The organism is Nonomuraea sp. NPDC050540 (assembly GCF_044457485.1).
Lineage (GTDB): Bacteria > Actinomycetota > Actinomycetes > Streptosporangiales > Streptosporangiaceae > Nonomuraea.
The window spans coordinates 537,923-555,951 of sequence record NZ_JBITHA010000005.1 but is presented as its reverse complement, the minus strand read 5'-3'; the positions used below and the strand labels follow the sequence as shown (position 1 = coordinate 555,951).

12 protein-coding genes are annotated in these 18,029 nt (G+C 74.7%); 8 read left to right on the top strand and 4 right to left on the bottom strand.

The annotated features are described in order from the left end of the window. Positions 1-217: 217 nt before the first annotated feature. Both ACIBI5_RS20505 and ACIBI5_RS20500 read right to left on the bottom strand, forming a co-directional pair. Positions 218-2,806 carry a PEP/pyruvate-binding domain-containing protein gene (locus ACIBI5_RS20505; RefSeq protein ID WP_397248899.1) on the bottom strand — a complete coding sequence of 863 codons (2,589 nt, stop codon included), beginning with the start codon at positions 2,804-2,806 and terminating at the stop codon, positions 218-220. Further along, on the bottom strand, positions 2,803-3,264 hold the full coding sequence (locus ACIBI5_RS20500; protein WP_397248897.1) for a TetR/AcrR family transcriptional regulator: 462 nt from the start codon (positions 3,262-3,264) through the stop codon (positions 2,803-2,805). The genes ACIBI5_RS20505 and ACIBI5_RS20500 overlap by 4 nt, the downstream gene beginning before the upstream one ends. Before the next feature lie 112 nt (positions 3,265-3,376). Here ACIBI5_RS20500 and ACIBI5_RS20495 point away from each other — a divergent pair, with 112 nt between their 5' ends. Next, positions 3,377-3,922 carry a hypothetical protein gene (locus ACIBI5_RS20495; protein ID WP_379619586.1) on the top strand — a complete coding sequence of 182 codons (546 nt, stop codon included), beginning with the start codon at positions 3,377-3,379 and terminating at the stop codon, positions 3,920-3,922. Here ACIBI5_RS20495 and ACIBI5_RS20490 read toward each other — a convergent pair. Together ACIBI5_RS20490 and ACIBI5_RS20485 are read right to left on the bottom strand one after the other, a co-directional pair. Then, on the bottom strand, positions 3,919-5,115 hold the full coding sequence (locus tag ACIBI5_RS20490) for a cytochrome P450 (RefSeq protein WP_397248895.1): 1,197 nt from the start codon (positions 5,113-5,115) through the stop codon (positions 3,919-3,921). The two genes, ACIBI5_RS20495 and ACIBI5_RS20490, sit on opposite strands and share 4 nt — an antisense overlap. Continuing rightward, positions 5,112-7,013: an ABC transporter ATP-binding protein gene (locus tag ACIBI5_RS20485; protein ID WP_397248893.1), complete on the bottom strand. Its 1,902-nt coding sequence runs from the start codon at positions 7,011-7,013 to the stop codon at positions 5,112-5,114. The genes ACIBI5_RS20490 and ACIBI5_RS20485 overlap by 4 nt, the downstream gene beginning before the upstream one ends. A gap of 308 nt (positions 7,014-7,321) precedes the next feature. Between ACIBI5_RS20485 and ACIBI5_RS20480 the strand changes: the two genes are divergently transcribed. From ACIBI5_RS20480 to ACIBI5_RS20450, 7 genes are all read left to right on the top strand, one after another. Then, positions 7,322-8,836 (top strand): cytochrome P450, encoded by a 1,515-nt coding sequence (locus tag ACIBI5_RS20480; protein WP_397248891.1) that lies wholly within the window; start codon positions 7,322-7,324, stop codon positions 8,834-8,836. 11 nt (positions 8,837-8,847) lie between these two features. Further along, a complete protein-coding gene (gene lanKC, locus ACIBI5_RS20475; protein ID WP_397248889.1) occupies positions 8,848-11,361 on the top strand; it encodes a class III lanthionine synthetase LanKC in 2,514 nt (837 codons plus the stop codon). Between the two features lie 164 nt (positions 11,362-11,525). After that, positions 11,526-12,665, top strand: coding sequence for a cytochrome P450 (locus ACIBI5_RS20470; protein WP_397248887.1), 1,140 nt, complete (start codon positions 11,526-11,528; stop codon positions 12,663-12,665). Then, positions 12,662-13,669 carry a radical SAM protein gene (locus ACIBI5_RS20465; protein ID WP_397248885.1) on the top strand — a complete coding sequence of 336 codons (1,008 nt, stop codon included), beginning with the start codon at positions 12,662-12,664 and terminating at the stop codon, positions 13,667-13,669. The genes ACIBI5_RS20470 and ACIBI5_RS20465 overlap by 4 nt, the downstream gene beginning before the upstream one ends. Positions 13,670-13,763: 94 nt before the next feature. Next, a complete protein-coding gene (locus ACIBI5_RS20460; protein WP_397248883.1) occupies positions 13,764-14,867 on the top strand; it encodes a sensor histidine kinase in 1,104 nt (367 codons plus the stop codon). After that, complete coding sequence (locus tag ACIBI5_RS20455) at positions 14,842-16,353, top strand: BTAD domain-containing putative transcriptional regulator (protein WP_397248881.1); 1,512 nt, start codon at positions 14,842-14,844, stop codon at positions 16,351-16,353. Before ACIBI5_RS20460 ends, ACIBI5_RS20455 begins: the two co-directional genes overlap by 26 nt. Then, entirely contained in the window at positions 16,350-18,020 is a 1,671-nt protein-coding gene (locus tag ACIBI5_RS20450; protein ID WP_397248879.1) for a sensor histidine kinase, read from the top strand. Before ACIBI5_RS20455 ends, ACIBI5_RS20450 begins: the two co-directional genes overlap by 4 nt. Positions 18,021-18,029 lie beyond the last annotated feature (9 nt).

Sequence of the window (18,029 nt, the reverse complement as noted above, 5' to 3'; positions counted from 1 at the left end):
GCCGAGGCCCGGGGAGAAGCCTTGACGGGGAGAAGGCGATCCCTGCCACGCAATCGGTCAGCAATCGGGGCGCGTATCCGTCTTCGCCTGAGGCAGCCGGTGCCCGGTCCAGGGCCAGCTTGGCGCGCCGGTAGACGACGCACCGCTCCTCCCATTCCATCTCGTCGGTCATGACGGCCATCGTGACCACAGGACGTGATCGTTCGCATGCGTCTTGTCATCCTTTGAGGACTTCCACAGTCCCTCGTTCCCCGTCGACGCGGACGCGGTCGCCGTCGTGGATGCGCGCGGTGGCGTTGCCGGTGCCGACGACGGCCGGGATGCCGAGCTCGCGGGCGACGATCGAGGCGTGGGAGAGCGGCGCGCCCATGTCGGTGACGACGGCGGCGGCGCGCGGGAACATGGGCGTCCAGCCGATGTTGGTCAGCGTCGTCACCAGGATCTCCCCCGCCTTCAGCCGCTCGCCCTCCTCGGGGCCCGACAGCACGCGGGCCACGCCCTCGACGACGCCGGGCGCGCCGGGAAAGCCGGACACCGTGTCCGCGGGGGGCGCCTGGCCGCCGCGGGCGTCGTAGAGGTCGACGCGCCGGTCGGGCGAGGCGGCCCAGCGGACCGGGTCGAAGGGCCCGACGATCAGCATCGGGTAGATCGGCAGTGCGGCGTACTTCCGGTAGGTGGCGCGCCTCACCGGGATCCTCGCCAGCGGCGAGCGCCCGCCGCGCAGCACGTCGAGGATCTCGTCGATCTCCAGGTAGAAGATGTCGTCGCCGAGGCCGGTCAGCTCCCCCGCCCGCAGCACGAACGCGCGCATCGCCCAGAAGACCCGCATGTTCTCCGACCGGGTGTCCTCCCGGTCCCTGACGATCGCGTTCCACCTGTCCACCCGCTCGCGCATCGCCGCGCCCTTGCGCGGGAAGCGGTGGTCGAAGCGGGCCCAGGCCGCCGCGCGCGCCTCCTCCTGCCGGGTGAGCAGGTCGCCGGCGGCACCGGAGGCGACCTCGGCGAGCCGCCTGTCGATCCAGCCGGGATCCTCGCCGGGCCTGGGCACGCTGACCTCGAACTCGTGGGCGCCGCGATGCCCGTAGACCGCGGCGAACTCCGCCCGGTCGATCACGCCCCCGGCCAGCTTGTCCAGGCCGATGATCGGGCCCATGCTGGCCAGCTCGCCGCCGGCGTTGGCGCCGGTGAGCATGGCCTCGGCGTCGCTGTCGCCGACCATCTCGCGTAGCTTGTCGCGGGTCATGACGAGCGCGCCGCCGCCCTGGCGTCCGGCCGCCTCCAGCATCCGGCAGGTTTCCACGACGTACGGCCGCAGCCCCTCCTCCCAGAAGGCGGCCAGCTCCGCGGGCTCGGAGATCAGCCCGGCGCGCTCGCGCAGCTCCTCGCATCGCGACCGGGCGGTCGCCAGGAAGGGCCGCAGCCGCTTCACGTTGGCGGCGACCCGGCGGCGCAGCCTGATCGCCATCGGCAACAGGGCCTTGATCAGCTGCCACCGGGAGGCGGGCAGCAGCGGCACGTCGAGATCCGGCGGGATCCTGCCGAAGACCTGCTCGATCGCGCCGAGCCTGCCGCCCATGCCGAACGCCTTGGCGGCGGAGATGGCGATGCTGAGGTTCAGGTAGAAGCGCCCGCCGATGTTGCCGACCAGGCGGTAGCCGGGGATGGCCGACGCGGACATGGCCTCGCGGATGAACAGCCGCACCAGCGACCAGGTGACCGGGGTCATCACGTCGGGGATGGCCTCGCCGAGGTTGCCGCTGGTCCACAGGTAGGGGCCGGTGAGGCTGTCGTTCCACTCCTCCACCTCCTCGGCCAGGCCGGTGATCGGGCGGGCCTGGACGATGAAGAGCTCCTCGCCGCGCCTGGCCCACTCGACGTCCACGGGCGTGCCGTACAGCCGCTGGATCTGCTCGCCCAGGGCGGCGAGGCGCAGGACCTGCTCGTCGGAGAGCACGCGCCGCGAGCGGCGTGCGGGAGGGACCTCCTGCTCGTGCGTGCCCTCGGGGCCGCGCACGGTCATGACGGCCTTGTCGGCCACGGTGTACGAGCGCACGCGCCCGCCGGCGACCACGGCGGTGTCGGGTGTCACCTGGCCGCCGACGACGGCTTCGCCGAGGCCCCAGGCCGCGTTGACCACGCTCTGCCCGCGCGCGCCGGTGACGGGGTCGGCGGTGAACACGACCCCTGCGGCGTCGGCGTCGACCAGCTGCTGGACGACCACGGCGAGCGCCACGTCGTCGTGCGGGACGTGGTTGCGCTCGCGGTAGGCGACGGCCCGCGGGTTCCAGAGCGAGGCCCAGCAGCGGCGGACGGCGTCGAGCAGATCCGCGCGGTGGACGTTCAGGTAGCTGTCCTGCTGGCCGGCGAAGGACATCTCGGGCAGGTCCTCGGCGGTGGCCGACGAGCGCACCGCCACCGCCACCGCGCCGTGGCCCTCGCCATCGCCGTCGCCATCGCCGTCGCCATCGCCGTCGCCATCGCCGTCGCCATCGCCGTCGCCGTCGCCATCGCCGTCGCCGTCGCCATCGCCGTCGCCGTCGCCATCGCCGTCGCCGAGCTCGGCGTAGGCGGCGAGGATCTCGGCGGCCAGGTCCGGCGGGATCTCGTGCGTGGTGAACAACTCCTGCGCGCCGGGAGCGCCGAGCCGCTCGCGGAAGGGCGCGGTGAACGCGCGGTAGGCGTCGGTGGTGATGTGGAAGCCCGGCGGGACCGGCAGTCCGGCGCGGCTCAGCCGGGCCAGCGACGCGCCCTTCCCGCCCGCGAGGGCGAGATCGGCGGCCGCGTCGTCGAGAGGGAGAACGTTCATGGCAGCTGCCCTTCGAGAGCGAACTCAAGCTTGCGCCCGGCCAGGCCCGCGGCCTGCTCGACGTAGGCGCGGACGGCTTCCGCGACGGCGCGGGCCTCGCGCGGGGACGGCTCGCGCCCCGCTCCGAGCGCGCGGTGCGCGGTGTCGGCCAGCAGTACGGCGCGCATGAGCGGCCGGCGCATGATCTCGGCGGCCGCCACCCCGGCCAGCTCGCGCAGGGTGCCCGGCTCGGCCGGCCGTACCTCCTCCAGGGTGGCGACGCGCTCGCGGCGCAGCAGCGCGGCGAACAGCAGCTCGCGCGTCTTCCAGTGCAGGTAGATCGTGCCCTTGGCGGCGCGCGCGACGTCCGCGATGGTGGTCTTGTCGTAGCCCCGGCGCAGGATCAGCTCGGCGGCGGCGTCGAGCACGCGGTGGGCGCGCTCCCTCCGGCGCTCGGGATCGGCGGGCGGCCAGGCCATGCGCGTTCTCCGTTCTCTGACCAGATAGGCGTAATTGGTCAGAAAATTCAGCACGAGGGACGTTCCCGGATCTTCGGCCCCCGAACCCGCCCCGCGCCGTACGGTAGATCCCATGGCCAAGGCCTTCTGGATCGACCAGGACTTCGACAGGGACCGCCACGGGCGCTACGCCGCGCACGTGGAGAAGAACCTGCCGGAGTTCGAATGGGGCGACATCGCTCCGGTGCGCTTCGCCTGTGCCGCCTGGAGACTGGCCACGCCGCCGTCGCTCGACCCCGGCTACGTCCGCTGGGACCGGCGCGTGCTCGACGCCACCTGCGCGCGCAACACCTGGGACGGCACGCTGATCGCCCGCGTCCGGATCGTCTCGCCGCTGCCCGAGCCGCTCACCCGCTCACGCGCCTGGTGGCGCGACCGCGGCTGGCAGGGCTGGCAGGAGCTGTTCGGCCAGTACGTCGAGCCGACCCAGCAGGACTTCGCCAGAAGCCCGTTCCTGCGCGCGACGCTCCTGGTGGAGGCGCCGGTGCCGCTGGCCGGGCTGCCGCCGGAGCCGGAGGGCCCGCACGAGCGCGTCGAGGAGAGCGCCCAGCGGGCCGTCGCCGTGCTGGTGCGCGAGCTCAACGAACTCGTCTCGCCGATCCTCGACCAGCTCGGCTAACCGGGCGGCGACAGCACCACGCGCAGCGTCTTCGGCTCGCGCAGGTCGCCGGAGCGGTATTCGAGCTCCTTCTCCACCAGCCGCATCCGGGGGAAGCGGGCCAGCAGCGTCGTCAGCGCCAGCCCGGCTTCTGCCCTGGCCAGCGCCGCGCCCAGGCAGAAGTGGTGCCCGTAGCCGAAGGACAGATGGGCGTTGTCCGGCCGGGCCGGGTCGAAGGCGTCGGGCTCGGCGAAGCGCGCCGGGTCCCGGTTGGCGGCTCCCCACGCGCAGCGCACCACCGCCCGGTCGGGCACCTCCGCCCCGCACACCTCCACGGCGGCCGTGGCGTGCCGCGGCACGCTCAGCGCGATCGGCGTGACATAGCGCAGCAGTTCCTCGACCGCGTCGCCGATCAGCTCGGGCCGCTCCAGCAACAGCCGCCACGACCCCGGCTCGCGCAGCAGCAGAGCCAGCCCGTTGGCCAGCAGCGCGGTGACCGCCCGGTGCCCGGCCACCAGCGTGAGCCTGACCCCCGCCACCAGGTACGCGTCCGGCAGCCCTTCCCGATCCGCCTGCCGGATCATGCCGCTGACCAGGTCGTCAGCCGGTGCGCGGCGCCGCTCGGCGATCAGCGCGGCGAGGTGGGAGACCATCGCGGCCGTCTCCGGCGAGGTCATGTCGGGCCCCGGCGTCCTGGCCTCCGGCCGCTCGGGCAGCGTGGCGATCCGGCCGCTCACGTACGCCTGCACGTACGCCCGGTCGGCGTCCGGCACCCCGATCAGCGCGCAGAGCGTCATGATCGGCAGGGGGCGGGCGAAGGCGGCGATGAAGTCAACGCTCTCGGCGGGCGGGATCGCGTCCAGGAGTTCGCCGGTGATCCGCTCGATCCTGGGGAGCAGCGCGGCCACGCGGCGCGGGGTGAGCTGGCGGGAGATCATCCGGCGGACCCGCTGGTGGTCCTCGCCGGACAGGTCGACCAGGTCCTCCTCGAAGATGACCCGGCCCGCCTTCTCCGCCTCCTCGATCGGGTTGCCCGCCGCGCCGCCGCCCATGAGGCGCTGGTCGGCGAAGCCGGTGACCGCCGCCTCGTAGCCTGTCAGCAGCCATTCGGCGCCGCCCCGGCCCAGGTCGACGTGGTGGACGGGGGCGGCCTCACGCAGGCGGCGTACCGTGGGCACGTCGTTGAGCTGGGCGGGAGTCAGGCGGGTGGTCATGCGATCCGCTCCTCGAGGTAACCGTCGGCCTGCAGCGTGAACAGCTCGGCGTAGCGGCCGTCCAGGGCCATCAGGTGGCCGTGGGTGCCCTCCTCGACGACGCGGCCGTGGTGCAGGACGTAGATGCGGTCGGCGTGCCGTACGTTGGCCAGGCGGTGGGTGATCAGCACCGTGATCCGGCGCTCGGCGCCGGCACGCAGGCTGGCGAACAGCGCGTGCTCCGCCTTCGGGTCGAGCGCGGCCGACGGCTCGTCGCAGATGAGCAGCGGGGCGTCGCGGTAGAAGGCGCGGGCGCAGGTCAGCCGCTGCCACTGCCCGCCCGACAGGTCCTGGCCGCCGGCGAAGACCCGCGACAGCAGCGTGTCGTAGCCCTCGGGCAGCTTCTCGATCACCTGGTGCGCGCCGGCCTTGACGGCGGCGGCGCGCATCCGGGCGCGGTCCTCGTGCTCGGTGCCGAGCGTGATGTTGCGGGCGGCGGTGAACGGCCAGCGCCAGAACTCCTGGCTGACCAGCCCCACGTGCCGCCACAGCTCGTGGCGTTCCACGGCGTCCAGCGGCAGGCCGTCCCAGGTGACCGCGCCGGAGGTGGGCCGGCGCAGCCCGGCCAGGAGCATGGCGAGGCTGGTCTTGCCCGAGCCGTTCTCGCCGACGAGCGCGATCGTCTGGCCGCGCCGGGCGGTCAGGCTGACGCCGCCGAGCGCCATGGGGCCGTCCTCGCCGTAGCTGAGCCCGGCGTGCTTCACCTCGATCGTCTCGGGCGGCATGATCACGGCGGTGTCGGCCTGCGGCGGCAGGCGGCTCTCGCAGCGCTCGGCGAACTCGGTGAAGTCGCCGTAGTAGAGGCCCTCTTCGTAGATCTTGTTGACGTTCGTGAGCGCCAGCGTGAGCGACTGCCTGGCCGCCTGCAGGGCCAGCACCGCGGTGGCCGCAGCGGCCAGCGGCAGCCCGCCGCCGATCAGCAGCATGCCGAGCACCGTGTAGAGCCCGGCGGTGGCGCCGCCGGACAGCAGGCCGCCCAGCACCCGCACGCGGGTCTGCCCGGCGACGACCTCCAGTTCGGCGTCGGTCTCCGCCGAGACCATCCGGTCGTACTCGCGCAGCAGGAAGTCGCGCATGGTGAACACGCGCACCTCCGCCGCGGTCAGCCGCTCGGCCATGAGCTCGCCGAGCATCCACATGCGGCGGCGGCGCGAGGTGCGGTTGCGCTCGCTCACGTACGACAGCCGTGCCACGCGCACCGCCGCCCACGCCCCCGGCAGGCTGGCCAGCACCAGGGCGGCCAGCAGCAGCGGGTGCACGACCAGGAGCGCCACCGCGGTGCCCGCCAGCCCGGCCAGGCCCGCGACCAGGTCGAGGGTCCCGCGCACCAGCGCCTGCAGGGCCATGCCGCCGCGGTTGCGCGCCCGTTTCATCTCGTCGCTGAAGCCCGGGTCGTCGAACGCGGCCAGCTCCACCCGGGTGGTCAGCTCGAACAGCTCCCGCTCGACCAGCGTCAGCACCCTGGGCATGAGCCTGGCCTGCGCCCAGCCGGCGCCGATCGACAGCCCTGACCTGGCCGCCACGGCCGCCGCCACCACCAGCAGCGAGGGCAGCGCCGCCTGGACCCGTCCGAGCGTCGGCCCGGCGGCGAACAGCGCCACGAGCACGTCGCGCGTGGCCAGCAGGCCGTAGGAGGTCGCGACTCCGCCGAGCAGGCTCAGCGCGATCGCGCACGCGGTGTCGCGGCGGTCGGCCCGCCAGGCGACGGCCACCGCGCGGGCGGTGGTGGCGGGCAGCCGGGCGGCGATCCGCAGGAAGCTCGTGCCGGCGAGCGCGGCCGTGTGGGCGTCCCACCAGGCCGTGGCCAGGGACGGCAGGTCCGCGCTCCCCCGCGCGGCGCCCGCGCCTCGCCTTCGCATCCGCATGTTCCCTCCGCGTTTCGGCCGACGCCGCTGGCCAGCGTAGGAAGCCCGGCTTGGAAGTGGCTTGACGACGGCGGGGAGGCCCGGCTTTGGGGCGTTGACCTGCGGATCCATCGCCTCCGGACGGCGCGGGGCGGGGTGCCTCGTTCCGCCCGCCGGGACGCCGCGGGTCGCGGGCGGGCGGTGCCGTACGCGCTGACCTGGGCCGACACAGGTCTGACCGGGCTTTGCAGCCGTCTCCCAGGGCGATCCAAGTCCGGCCGTCCATCCTCGGTCTGTCAGCTCGAAGACGTGAGGGAGCGGTGATGACGGGGACCCTGGTGGTGTTCGGCGCGGGGGCGCCGCCGGTGCGCGAGGATTGGCGGGTCCACGTGGCCGGGACGCCGGACGGCGACTGGGCGCAGGCGGTCGAGGACTTCCTCGCCGCACCCGGAAGCCCCGCCCGTGCGGTTCTCCTAGGCTACGGCGCCGCCGCCCCGGCCGTCATGGATTTCGCCGACCTCCACCCGGAGCGCGCGGCGGCGGTCGTGGCCGTGGGCGCGCCCGGCGACCTCGACCCGTCCGGCCTGTGCTGCCCGGCCCTCGTGCTGGCCGAGGACGACGCCCGGAGCGTGGCCTCGTTCCTGGCCGCGCTCGACCCGGGTGAGGACACCGGCTGCCCCGTCCGGCTGCCCGCGCTCACCCCGGTCCTGCTCAACGATCCCGACGTGATCCGGCAACTGCGCGTGCTGGGTCCGGTCCACCGGGTCAACGCCCCCGGGGTGTCGACCTCGTGGATCCTCACCGGCCACGCCGTGAGCACCGCCGCCCTCGCGGACCCGGCGCTGGCCGGTGAACTGGAGATCACCGCCGGCTTCCGCCTCCAGGGCGAGCTGGAGCACCGCGGCGAGCAGGACCTCATCACGATCGGCGGCGACGAGCACGCCCGGCTGCGCAAGCTGGTCGGCCCGCACCTGACGCCGCGCCGGATGGAGACGCTGACGCCGCGCGTGCGGGCCGCGTGCGAACGCCTGCTGGACGCGTTGCCCGCGCACAAGCCCGTGGACCTGGTGCGCGCCTTCGCCCGCCCGCTGCCGATCATCGTCCTGTGCGAGCTGCTCGGCATCGCCGAGCACGACCGCGACGACATCGCCGACTGGCTGCTGGTGCGGATGAACACCGTGCCGCCGGTGGCCCACGCCGACATCGACGAGCGCCTGCGCGCGCTCATCGCGGACCGGCGGGCGGCCCCCCGCGACGACCTGCTGAGCTGGGTGGCCGAGGCCGAGGGCGAGCGCCTGCCGGAGGACGATCTCGTGGCCGCCGCCCGCCTGCTGATGGTGGGCGGGCACCGCGCGCCGACGACCCTGCTGGCCAACGGCCTGGCCGCGCTGCTGCGCGAACGGGAGCAGTGGAAGCGGCTGGTCGCCGAGCCGGCGCTGGCCGAGAGCGCGGTCGAGGAACTGCTGCGCTACGTCACGCCCTTCCCCGTCGGCCTGGCCAGGACCGTGTCCTGCCCGGCCGAGGTGGCCGGCCGGGCGATCCCGCCCGGTGACCTCGTGGCCGCCTCCCTCGTGGCGGCCAACCGCGACCCGGCCTTCTTCGACGAGCCCGACGAACTGGACATCGGCCGCGCCCGCAATCCACACCTGGCCTTCGGCCACGGGCACCACTTCTGCCTGGGCGCCGCCCTGGCCAGGATCCAGGCGCGCGTCGCCCTGGAGACGCTGGCCCGCCGCTTCCCCGGCGTCGACCTCACGCACGACGCCCGTGACCTGCACTACCGGCAGAACCGCGTGCGCTACCTGCTGGAACTCCCCGTCGTCCTCAGCCCGCGCTAGGAGCCCGTCCCATGGACGCGACCATTCCCCAGCTGCTCGCCTACTGCCAGGCGGACCCGTTGTTCTTCGAGCCGCCGTGGCGCATCGCCGACGGTCCCGCGCGCTTCGCCACCGCCCGCCGCGACCTGCCGGAAGGCTGGCGGCGGAGCGAGAAGGAGCTGTGGGTCGTGCTGCGCCCGCCCGTCGGGGAGCTGCCCGAACAGGGGTGGAAGATCCACGTCTCGGCCACCGCCGGTGACGCCGAGCGGGTGTGCGACCTCGTCGTGGAGCACTGCCTGGCGCGCGGGATCGCGGTGAAGTTCCTGCGCGGCGCCGCCGCGGTGCGGCTGCTCAACAGCAAGTACGCCGAGCGCGGCAGCAGCGGCAAGCTGCTCACCCTCTACCCGGCCGATGAGGACGAGCTGAGCCGCGTGCTGCCCGAGCTGGAGGAGTTGCTGCGCGGGTTCGCCGGGCCGTACGTGCTGACCGATCTGCGCTACGGCGAGGCCCCGGTCTACGTGCGCTACGGCGCGTTCCGCCCGATGACCTACGTCGGCGCGGACGGCGAGACCGTCTACGCGATCCGCGATCCGGACGGCGCGCTGGTGCCCGACGACCGCAGCCCCGCCTTCACCGTGCCCGAGTGGGTTCGGGTGCCCGAGGTGCTGGCCGGGTCGCTGGCCCGCCGCGGCCAGGGCGGCGCACAGGACTTCCCTTACCAGATCGAGCGCCCGCTGCACTTCTCCAACGGCGGCGGCGTGTACCTGGCCCGCGACAGGGAGTCCGGCGGATATGTGGTGCTCTCCGAGGCGCGCCCGCACGCCGGTCTCGACCGCGACGGCACCGACGCGGTCGCCCGGCTGGCGCGCGAGCGCGAGGTGCTGAAGCGGCTGGACGGCCTCGACTGCGTGCCCCGCGTCCTGGACCACCTGGTGATCTGGGAGCACCACTTCATGGTCGAGGAGTACATCGAGGGCAAGACGCTGATGGAGGAGGTCTTCGACCGCTATCCGCTGGCCGGGCCCGACCCGACGCCGGAGGACGCGGCCGCGTACACGCGGTGGGCGGTCGGCGTGCTCGCCAAGGTCGACCAGGCGCTCACGGCCGTGCACGCCAGGGGCGTGCGCTTCACCGACCTGCACCCGGGCAACGTCATCGTGCGTACGGACGGGCGGGTGGCGCTGATCGACTTCGAGATCGCCTGCGACCTGGCCGACCCGCACCGGCCGGGGCTGGCGGCGCCCGGATTCGCCGCCCCGGTGGGGCTGAGCGGGCGCGAGGCCGACCGGTACGTGCTGAACTGCCTGCGCCAGTGGGTGTTCCTGCCGATCTCGCCGCTGCAGGAGCGCGACCGGGTCAAGCTCTCCAGCCTGACCGACGTGATCACCGAGCACTTCCCGGTGCCGCCGGGGTTCGGCCCCAGGATGCTCAGGGGGTTCGGGCTGAGCGCCGGGATGGACGAGCGGGCCAGGATGTTCGACGACCCGTCCTGGCCGGAGATCAGCGACTCGATCACGGCCGGGATTCTGGCCGCTGCCACGCCCGATCGGCGCGACCGGCTCTATCCGGGCGACCCCCGGCAGTTCGTCTCGGGCGGGCACACCGTGGCCCACGGCGCCGCCGGGGTGCTCTGGGCGCTTCGCTCCGTGGGGTCGCCGGTGCCGGAGGAGCACGTGGACTGGCTGGTGGCCGCCACCCGCGCGGCTCCCGCCCGGCCCGGACTGCTCGACGGCCTGCACGGCGTCGCGGTGGTGCTGGACGAGCTCGGCCGCGGCGAGGAGGCCGCGCGGACGCTGGCCCGCGCCAGGGCGGCCGAGCCCGGCTGCGTGGCCGCGGGGCTCCACGGCGGGCTGGCCGGCGTCGGGATGAGCCTGCTGCACTTCGGGCAGGCCGAAGCGGCCGTCGCGGTGGGCGAGCGGGTCGCCGCGGCGGCCGACGGCTGCGAACGCGGCGGGCTCCAGCACGGCCTGGCCGGCATCGCGCACTTCTTCCTGCGGCTGCACGAGACCACCGGCGACGAACGCCACCTCGACCGGGCGCTGAAGGCCCTGCGCCGGGCCGTCGAGCACGGGCAGGTCCTGCCGGACGGCGGCTTCCAGCTCCTGGAGGACAACCGCTACCACGCCTACCTCGGCACCGGCGGCAGCGGTCTCGCCCTGGTCCTGTCGCAGTATCTGGCCCGGCGGGACGAGCCCGGCTTCGCCGAGGTGATCGACGGAGCGCGCCGATCGTGCCGCGCGCCGTTCGTCCGGCACCCGTTCCTGTTCATGGGCCGGGCCGGCACCATCGCCGCCCTCCACCACCTCGGCCTGCCCGAGGACCGGCCGGTGATCCACGACCACGTGCGCAGGCTCGCCTGGCACGCCCTGTCCTACCGAGGCCATCTGGCCTTCCCCGGCAACCAGCTGCTGCGCCTGTCCATGGATCTGGCCACGGGCACCGCCGGTGTGCTTGCCGCCCTAGGCGTCGCGTTCGGCCTGAACGCGTCGGTCATCCCCGCCGTCGACCTGCGTGCACCCGCGGTCGAAGGCGCCGGAAGGAGGTGAAGGAAATGGCATTCGTCCTTGAGCTCCAGGCGCTCAACGCCCCCAAGGCTCTCACGGCGCACCCGTGCTACAGCCACGTCACGTCGTACGCAGGCACCTGCTGATCGACACCGGTGCCGGGGATCGGGCAGTGATCCCCGGCACCGGCCACGGAAAGGTTCCCCATGGACAGTAGTTTGCCCCTCGTCGGCGTCGAGACGCTTCGCGACATGGACGCGCTGCGCCGGATGAGGGAGGCCGGTCCGGTCCACCACGTCGACATGGGCGGCAGGGAGCCGGGCTGGATCCTGACCTGCCACGAGGACGCCGCCAAGGCGCTGGTCGACCCCAGGCTGCGCGGCGACGCGCCCCAGGCGCAGGGACCGGAGAAGGAGCTCGCCGACGAGGAGGACCTGTTCTTCCTGCCGGGCGAGCAGCACGCCAGGCTGCGCCGGATGATCTCCCGTCAGCTCACCCCGCGCCGCGTGGCCGGGCTGCTGCCGCGCATCCAGCACGAGGCCGACCTCCTGCTGGACGCCATGCCGGCCGGCGAGCCCGCCGACTTCATCGCCGCGTTCTCCCGTCCGTTCCCCGTCGCGGTGCTGTGCGAGCTGCTGGGCGTCCCGCCCGAGGGCCGCCGCCACATCCGCGACTACGTCTTCGGCTGGATCGCCGAGGCCGGCGTGGGCACCGTGGTCACCGAGAGCGCGGGCGTCGCCATGGCCGGCTACCTCAAGGAGCTCATCGCCGAGCGCCGCGCCGCGCCGCGCGACGACCTCATCAGCGCGATGTCCGCCGCCGGCCCGCGCGACGTGCTCTCCGCGGTACGGCTGCTGCTCGTCGCCGGCCACCGTCCCGTCACCCGCCTGCTGACCGAGGGTGTGGAGATCCTCCTGAGCCGCCCGCCCGGCCTGGTCGAGGACCCCTCGCGGCTCGACCCGACCGTGGAGGAACTGCTCAGGCTCATCACCCCCACCGCCCTTTCGTCCAGGTACGTCAAGGAGAGCCTGGAGATCGGCGGCGTGGAGCTGCCGGAGGGCGGCGGCGTCCACTGCGTGCTCGCGGCGGTCAACCGCGATCCGGACCGCTTCCCCGACCCGGACGCCTTCGCCCCGGACCGCCCGGCCAACCCGCATCTCGCCTTCGGCCTCGGCCACCGCCACTGCCTGGGCGCCGCCCTGGCCAGGGCGGAGGCCAAGGTCGCCGTCGGCACGCTGGCCCGGCGCTTCCCGCGCATGCGGCTCGCGGCCGACCAGGGCCCGGCTCCCACCCGGGCGGGCACCAGGAAGCTGCTCGTCGTCCTCGACCCTGGAGACCCGCTGTGACCATCCCCGACCGTCCCCTGGAGATCATCTGGGACATCACCTACGCCTGCCCGCTGCGGTGCGTGCACTGCTATTCGGAGTCCGGCCGGCGGCCCAGCCGCCAGCTGCGCCGCGACGACCTGCTGCGCATGGCCGACGCCATCGTCGCGATGCGCCCCCACGGGATCTCGATCGCCGGTGGCGAGCCGCTGCTGGTGAAGGAGCTGTTCGAGGTCACGGAGCGGATGACGGCGGCGGGCATCCAGGTGGCGCTGTTCACCGGCGGCTGGACGCTGCCGCCCGAGATGGTCGGCGACCTGGCCCGCGCCTTCTTCCGGGTGAGCGTCAGCGTCGACGGGGCCACGGCGGAGGTGCACGACCGCGTCCGCGGCCGGCGCGGCTCCTTCGACCGGGCCCTGGGGGCGCTGGCCATGCTGGACGGGGTCGGGCCCGTGTTCGGCATCGACTACGTCGTGGTGCGCAGTAACTTCCGGCAGATCGAGCAGGTGTGCACGGAACTGGTGCCGCGCTTTCCCGGGCTCGGGTTCGTCTCCTTCGGGGCGGTGGTGCCCGAGGGGCTGGCCAGCCGTACCGGCTTCGCCGAGCACGAGCTGCTGACGGAGGAGCAGATGGCGGCGATGGGCGAGCCCGCCTTCCGCGAACGGCTGCGCGCGCTGGTCCCGCCGGGCGTGCATGTCACCGCCACCGACAACCTCGCCCTGCAGATGCATCCCGACCGGATCCGCGAGGGCCAGTTCTTCCCCGCGCTCCAGATCGAGCCCGACGGCGCCGTACGGGCGATGCCCGCCTACGAGGGCACCGTCGGCAACCTGCTGACCGACTCCCCCGCCGAGCTCTGGCGGCGCTCGGTCGAGCGGTGGCACGACCCGTTCGTGGTCGCCACGCTCACCCCGGTGCGTACCGTGCGGGAGTGGGCCGAGGCCACCCGGCGGATCGACTACCACTTCGCCTCGGCCGCCGACCGCGCGCGTATCGACCGCCGCCCGGCGTTCGCCCAGCTGTGAGGCGGGTTCCGCGTTGAGCGGACGTTGATCCGACGTTGGCAGGCCGCGATTAACCTCCCCGGAAGAGATGGGGAGCAGCTACAGGGTCCGCAGCGTGGCGATCGGTGTCGCCACGCTCGCCGTCATGCTCGCGGCCGTGGGCGCGGCCCGCGCCGCCGGTCAGTGGGCGGGCCTCGGGGCCGCGCTGCTGGCCGGCGCGCTCTTCCAGCCCCTGCACCGGCTGTTCAGGCGCGCCGCCGACCGGCTGCTGGACGGCAGGACCGCCGACGTGCGCGCGCTGGCCGCCACCGCCAGGCAACGCCTCCAGCAGGGCGACCCGCACTCCGGGCTGCGCGCGATCCTGGCGTTGCTGTGCGCCGCGCTGCCGGTGACCGGCGCCGCCGTCGAGCTCGACGACCAGGTCGTCCAGACCGGCACGCTGCCCGCCGCCGCCACCTCGGTGACCCTGGACCGGCACGGCGAGCCGGTCGGCCGGCTGCTCCTCGGGGCCTACACCGGACGGGGCGCGCCCGGCCCGGTCACCACGCGGGTGCTGGCCGCGCTCCTGCCCGCTCTGGCCGACGCCGCCCACGCCGTACGGCTGGCCGGAACGCTCCAACGCGAGCACGAGCGGGCCTCCGCGCTGCGCGCCCAGGAGCGCCGGCGGCTCGGCCGGGACCTGCACGACGGGCTCGGCCAGTCGCTCAGCGGCCTGGCGATGTCCATCCACGCGGCTCGCCTGGCCGCCAGGACCGCCCCGGAACAGGCCGAAGCCCTGTTTATGCGGTTGCTCTCCGCGATGGAGGAGGTGACTATTGAGGTCGGCAGGCTGGTGGACGGCGCGCCCCCACCCCAGCTGGCCGAGCTCGGCCTCCTCAGGGCGATCGAGGCATTCGTCGGTTCCCCGCTCTCGTCGGGGGGCGGCGACCTGGAAGGGTTGCCGCCCGCGGTGGAGCTTGCGGTCTACCGCATCGTCCAGGAGGCGGTGACGAACGCGCATCGGCACGCGGCGGCGACCTCGGTCACCGTCGCCGTGGAGCGATGCCGGGACCGGCTGTTCGTGCGGGTCCGTGACGACGGTCGCGGGCTGCCCGCCCTGCCGCCGGCGGGCATCGGTCTGCGGTCCATGCGCGAGCGGGCCGCCGAGCTCGGCGGCTGCTGCGTGATCCGGCACGCGGAGGGAGGCGGGACGATTGTCGAAGTCGATCTACCCCTGTGAGGTTCCCACGTCCACCCGGCTGAGCTTTCACATCCTTGGACCGTTCCAGGCTCAACGCGACGGCACCGCCCTCGACCTGGGCGGGCTGCGCCAGCTCGCGGTGCTGGCCCGGCTGCTGGTGGCGCGGGGGCGGGCCGTACCGGCGAGCCTGCTCGTGGACGAGATCTGGCCGGGACGCCCGCCCGCGCAGCCGCTGGCCAGCATCCAGGGGTACGTCTCCCGGCTGCGCCGCGCCCTTGAGCCCGACCGGCCGCCGCGCCAGGAGGCCACGGTGCTGGTCAACGCGCCGCCCGGCTACGCCCTGCGGGCCGGCGCCGAGCAGGTCGACGCCTGGCGCTTCGAGTCCGAGGTACGCCGCGTCCGCGACGAGCCCCGACAGGTCTGGACGTCCATGGAGGCGGCCCTGGCCCTGTGGCGCGGACCGGCGCTGGCCGAGCTGGCCAACCTTCCCTGGGCGGCCACCGAGGCCGCCCGGCTGGAGGAGCTGCGGCTGGTGGCCGTGGAGCGCCACGCCGACGCCGGGATCCGGCTGGGCATGGGCGCGGCGCTCGTTCCCGATCTTGAGGCGCACGCGTGCGCCCACCCGCTGCGCGAGGAGGCTTGGCGGCTGCTGGCCTCCTCGCTCTACTCCAGCGGCCGCCTGGGCGACGCGCTCGGCGCGCTGCGCAGGGCCCGCGCCTTCTGGCGGGAGGAGCTGGGGCTCGACCTGTCGGCGGAGCTGCGCGCGCTGGAGGCGGACTTCCTGGCTCAGCGTCCTGCCGGGGGGCCGTGGCTGCCCGAGCAGCGGCGCGCGCCCGAGCGTGCGGCGCCGCGGGTGCTGATCGCCGACGACCAGGCGCTCGTACGGGCGGGGCTGCGCGTGGTGCTGGACGCCGAGCCCGACGTGCGCTTCGCGGGTGAGGCCGCCGACGGGGAGGAGGCGGTGACGGCGGTGCGGGCGCTCAGGCCGGACGTGGTGCTGCTCGACATCCAGATGCCGCGCCTGGACGGCCTGGCCTCCGCCCGCCGCATCCTGGCCGGGCCACGACCGCCGAAGGTGATCATGCTGACCACGTTCGGCAGCGACGAGAACCTCTACGCGGCGCTGCGGGCGGGGGTGAGCGGGTTCATACTCAAGACCTCGCCGCCCGAGCAGATCGTCGCCGCCGTGCGCGCGGCAGCGGCGGGGGACGCGCTCATCGACCCGGCGGTCACGACCCGCCTCATCGCCTCCTTCGCGTCCTTCCCCTCCTCCGATTCCTTCGTGGCGCCGCCTGAGCCCGCGGGAGGGCCGGTGGGCGGGCTCGACGGGTTGCCGCCGGGGCAGCTGAGCGTGCTGCGCCTGGTCGCGCGGGGGCTGAGCGACCGGCAGATCGGCGAGGTGATGGGCGTCGCCGACGCCGGCGCGATGGTCGGCGAGCTGCTGGCCCGGCTGGGCCTGCTCGACCGCGCCCAGCTCGTCGTGCTCGCCTACGAGTCGGGCCTGGTCACACCGGGGGGCCGATGAGCGCATGGAGCCGATGGGTGGCCGTCGCGGCGGCGGCGCTGACGTTCGCGGCGCTGGTGATGCGGGCGTTGCTGCCCGGCGCGTGGTCGCCCGACGTGCCGCTGCTGCCGGACTACGCCGCCGGGCTGGCCTTCCCCGCGCTGGGGGCGTTCCTGCTGCGCCGCCGTCCCGGTCATCTGCTGGCCCGGCTGATGTGCGCGGGCGGGCTGGCCTGCGCCGTGCGGATCGGCGCCGAGACGGGCATGCTCACCGCGGCCGCCGCCGGTGACCTCGAACTGGCCGCGCTGCTGCGCTATCCGGCCGCGATCGGCCGCGTGGTGGGCGGCATGCTGCTGGCCGGGCTGCTGCCCGCGTACTCGCCGGACGGGCGGCTGCCCTCGCCGCGCTGGCGGCCGGTGGTCGCCTTCGCGGTGCTGGTGACGGCGCTGGAGTGCGTACGGGCGGTCGTCCGGCCCACGCCGCCGCCCCAGACGCTCCGCTGGCCCGCGCCCATCCCCAACCCGCTCGCGATCGAGGCGCTGGCTCCGGTCGACGGCCTGCTGCGTGACGTCACCGAGGTCGGCACGCTGGCGGTGGTCGTGGCCGGGTTGTTCTCGCTGGCCCTGCGGGCGCGGGGGGCCGACGCCGCGCTGCGCCGCCAGCTCGCCTGGCCGCTCGGGGCCTTCGCCCTGTATGTCGTCTGCCTGCTGGCCGGACCGGCGTTCTGGGCGGCGTGCCTGGTCGCGACGGCGCTCGTGCCGATCGCCATCGTCGCCTCGGTGCTGCGCCACCAACTGTTCGGCATCGAGGTGCTGCTCGGCAAGGCGCTGGTCGGCGCGGGGGTGGCGGGCGTGGTCAGCGTCGCCTACCTGGCCGCCTCCGGTGCGGCCAGCCTCGTGGTCTCCGGCCGCGGCCAGGTCGCCGGGCTGGCCGCCGCGCTCCTGGCGGGCGCCGCCTTCCAGCCTTTGCGGGTACGGCTGCGCCGCCTCGTCGACCACGCCATGTACGGCCCCCACGGCGACCCGCACCGCCTGGCCAGGCGCCTGGCCGCCGAGGTGGGCCGCGCCGACACCGACCAGGCGCTCCGCGCGGCGTTGCGGGTGACGGCCGACGGGCTCGCGGTCCGCGGCCTGGCCGTCCGCATCCGCCACGGCGCCACGATCGCGATCGGCGAACCCATCCAGGTGGGCGACGCCGACACCATCGGCCGGCGGGCGGACGGGAAGGCGCGGGGCGGGCGCCGCGCGGGCGGGGTGCGGGCGGCGGGCAGGGAGTTGCCGCTGGTCTGGTACGGCGAGCCCGTCGGCACGCTGGTCATCGGCCCGCCGGGCGCCAGGCAGTTCACCGCCGACTACGCCGAGGAACTGCTGTGGGCGGCGGCGCCGTACATCGCCGACTGCGCCCACGCCGTGCGGATGCGCGACGACCTGCGGCGCTCGCGCGAACGGCTGGCGGCGGCCAGAGAGGAGGAGCGGCGGCTTCGTGACGGCCTGCGCGCCGAGCTCGACCGGGCGCTCGAAGGCGTCCACCGGTCGCTGCGGGAGGCGGGCACGAGCCTGCGCAGTTCGCCGTCGGCGGCCGACCGGCTGCTCGGCGACGTGGGCACGGACGTGCACGACGCGGCCATGCGGGTACGCGCGCTGCTCCACGGCCTGAGCGGCGAGGCGGACGCGGCGCCCCGTCGCTAGCCGCCCCTC